This window comes from Kineococcus glutinatus (genome assembly GCF_039542765.1).
In the GTDB taxonomy this organism is placed as follows: Bacteria; Actinomycetota; Actinomycetes; order Actinomycetales; family Kineococcaceae; genus Kineococcus_A; species Kineococcus_A glutinatus.
The window spans coordinates 1-3315 of sequence record NZ_BAABIL010000309.1 but is presented as its reverse complement, the minus strand read 5'-3'; the positions used below and the strand labels follow the sequence as shown (position 1 = coordinate 3315).

2 protein-coding genes and 1 pseudogene are annotated in these 3315 nt (G+C 75.0%); 2 read left to right on the top strand and 1 reads right to left on the bottom strand.

What is annotated here, in order from left to right:
- Nucleotides 1–861: glycosyltransferase family 2 protein (locus tag ABEB16_RS12035; RefSeq protein ID WP_345712489.1), on the top strand; the 861-nt coding region annotated here is incomplete at its 5' end.
- A gap of 9 nt (nt 862–870) precedes the next feature.
- Here the strand turns inward: ABEB16_RS12035 and ABEB16_RS12030 are convergent.
- Nucleotides 871–1980: a DUF4124 domain-containing protein gene (locus ABEB16_RS12030; protein WP_345712488.1), complete on the bottom strand. Its 1110-nt coding sequence runs from the start codon at nt 1978–1980 to the stop codon at nt 871–873.
- A gap of 377 nt (nt 1981–2357) precedes the next feature.
- Here ABEB16_RS12030 and ABEB16_RS12025 point away from each other — a divergent pair.
- Nucleotides 2358–3315: pseudogene (locus ABEB16_RS12025) on the top strand (hypothetical protein); the annotation flags it as partial.

Below are 3315 nucleotides of genomic sequence, written 5' to 3'. Positions count from 1 at the left end.
GACGTGACCGTGGTGATGCCGGTGAAGGACCGCGCCCACCTCATCACGCGCTCCCTCGACAGCATCGCCGCCCAGACCCTGCGCCCGCGCGAGGTGGTCGTCGTCGACGACGGCTCCACCGACGGCACGGCGGACGTCGCCAGGCGCCACGGCGCCACGGTGATCGAGCTGCCCGCCAACGAGGGCATCGGCCCGGCGCGCAACCACGGGATCCGGGCCGCGGGCACCACGTGGATCGCGTTCTGCGACTCCGACGACGAGTGGCGCCCCGACCACCTGCAGCGGCTGGTGCAGCGGGCGGGGCGGCACGTGCTCGTCGCGGCGCCGGCGGAGTCGACGCGGGGCCGGGTCCTGGGCAACCCCCTGCCGCACCCGGTGCCGCTGACCCCGCTGAGCCTGCTGAGCCCCGGCGACCTCGTCGTCACCTCCGGGGTGCTGGCCCGGCGCGCCGCCCTGGTGGAGGCGGGCCTGTTCGAACCCCTGCCCCGCGCGGAGGACCTGGACATGTGGGTGCGGTTGCTGGAACGGGGTTCGGGTGTGGCGCTCAGCGGACCCTCGGTGACCTACCACGAGCACGCCGAGCAGTCGATCCACGACCGCGACCTCATGCGTCGCTGCGTGGAGGACGTCATCGCCCGCGCCCACGGCAGCGTCCTGCCCGCCCACCGCGACGTGGACCGGGCGATGAGCAAGCTGCGGTGGGACGACCTGCGCGCCGCCCAGCGCGACCGCGACCTGGCGGGGCTCGCCCGGCACGGGGGGTGGCTGGCCGCCAGGCCCCACACCTGGCCCACCCTCCTGCAGGTCATGCGGTTGCGCCGGGCGGCGCGGGCCGGCGGGCCGCTGGCGACCACCGGGTGAGCGGCCCGGTCAGCGGGGGGCGTTGGCCGGCTTGCCCCAGTCCTTGGGCAGGGCCTGCAGCCGGTCCCAGGGGAAACCCTTCATGACGGCGTAGTCGGGCGTGCCCCCCGTCAGCTTCTTCCACGGGTCCACGCCGGTGGCCTGGATCGCGGCCCCGGGGGCCTCGGCGACCACGGCCACGGCGCCGGAGCGGTCCGTCACGATGAAGCCGTACTTCTGGGCGGCGCGGGCGACCATCTTGGCGATGGGGTGCAGCGGCAGGGACTCCACGTCCAGCGCCGGGTCCAGGCGCAGGCGCGTCCCCTCGGGCACGGCGTCGGCGGTCTTGCCGTTGCCGTCGCTGCGCTGGGCGGGCCAGCTGAAGTTGTTCCACTGCGCGGCCTCGAGCAGCTGCAGCTGCATGGCGTGGTCGATGCTGCCGGACTGCACGTCCTTGATGCCGATGACCCCGCCGGCCAGCGCCAGGCCGCTGGCGCTGACCCCGAAACCACCGAGGAAGTACCCGGGGTTGGTGGAGACCCGGTCGATGCGACCGCCCCAGCAGGCGCGCCAGCGGCCGTCGACCTTCTCGGCGATCCACAGCTCCCACAGCTGGTCCGTCTCGGGGGAGTAGATGGTGATCTGCTTGTCGGTGCCCGCGGCCGGGATGGCGTTCGCCGGGATCGGGACCTGCGAGAACTGCCCGCCGGGGCCGAGCAGGCCGGTGGGCGTCCAGTTCCACTTGAAGCAGTTGTTCCACTGCACGTCGACCTTGGGGGTGTTCGCGGGGACGGTGTAGACGCTGGTCCCGTACTGGTGCGCGTTGAACGCGGCGACGCCCCCGTAGTGGTCGGCGACCTGCTTGGCGACGTTGGCGACCATGGCCGCGGAGTTCGCGTGCAGCGGGGCGGTGCGGACGTCCTGGCGCCAGACGCTCGCCGGCCCGAACATGGTGCCGCGCGGGTTCAGCACGGACAGCGCGCCGGTGTTCGCCGGCGGGGTGGCGTGGGCGCGCGATCCCCGGCTGACCAGGGGGGAGCGTCCGGTCGCGGCGTCCGCCTCCTCGACCCCGGCGGCGGTGACGGCGGTGAGGGCGGCGACCGCCGTCAGGGCCGCGAACAGGCGACGGGTTCCGAACATCTGCGACGCTCCTCGTCCTCGGTGGGGCGCCGCATCCGTGCGGCACCGTCGTGCTTCGTGCGTGTCTTCGTGCGTGTCTTCGTGCGTGTCTTCGTGCGTGGTGCTGACACCGAGGACTTCGGCGCGGGTCACGGGTGGGCTGAAGGCGGCTGCGCCGCGCGGGGGGCGCGACCACCCGATCGGCGCGGCGGTGCTGACGCTGCGTCGTGAACCGACCCCTGCGGCCCACGCCCTGGTCCTCCCGATGCCGCAGCACGTAACATCACCGGCACGTGACGGTGCGTGATCGCTCACCCGTTCGGAGCCAGCCGATCGCCGCACTCCGCGCCGGCGCCGGCACCGGGTGTGCGCGAGGACGGGGGGACGACCTGGACGACGTGGAGGAGCTCGTCGCACAGCGGCGGGGCGGGCAGCAGCGCGGCGACGCCCGCGCACGGCGGCCCGGGTGGGTCCTGGCCGCGGTGGGGGCGCTCGTCGCGGTCGTGCTGGGGGTCCTCCTGCTGCGCCAGGACGACGGGCGGGACGGTGGGCCCCCCGCCGGGGAGGGGCCGCAGGGCGGGCCGGCCGCGCAGGCCGCCCCCGTGGCGCCGGACTACCCCTTCGGGCCCACCAGCGTGTGGCGGGCGGACATCACCGACGCCCCCGTGGCCGCCGACTCCGCCGAGAAGGTCGCCGGGTTGCTCGCGCAGATCGAGCCGAACTACGGCGGGGTGGCGGCCTTCAACGTCGACCGGTTCACCGCGAGCTGGTACACCGTCGGGCCCGAGCAGCCCCCCGTCGACGTCGCCTGGCACGACTGCCAGCGCCGTGGGTGGGTCCCGCCGGGCCTGCTGGGCCCCGGCGGGCAGTTCACCGGGGTCCCGATCCCCGCGGACGCCGAACCCTCACCGGGCAGCGACGGGCAGCTGACGATCTACTCCCCGTCGCAGGACCGCCTGTGGGAGTTCTGGCAGGCGCGGCGGACCGCGGACGGCTGGAGCGCGTGCTGGGGCGGCCGCATCGACGGCGCCTCGCGCAGCCCCGGCTACTTCTCCGGCGGTTTCGGGGCCAGCGCGAGCGGCCTGGCGATGTCCGCGGGAACGGTCTGGGTGGACGACGCCCGCCGCGGCGAGATCAACCACGCCCTCGGGCTGGCCATCATCTACCCCGCGAAGTGGCCGCTCACCAGCTGGCCGGCGCAGCGCACCGACGGGGGCAACCCCGACCCGCACGCCATCCCCGAGGGCACGCGGCTGCGGCTGGACCCCACCCTGGACGTGGACCGGCTGCAGCTGACCCCGGTGGCCCGCATGGTGGCGCGCGCGGCCCAGCGGTACGGCTTCATCGTCACCGACA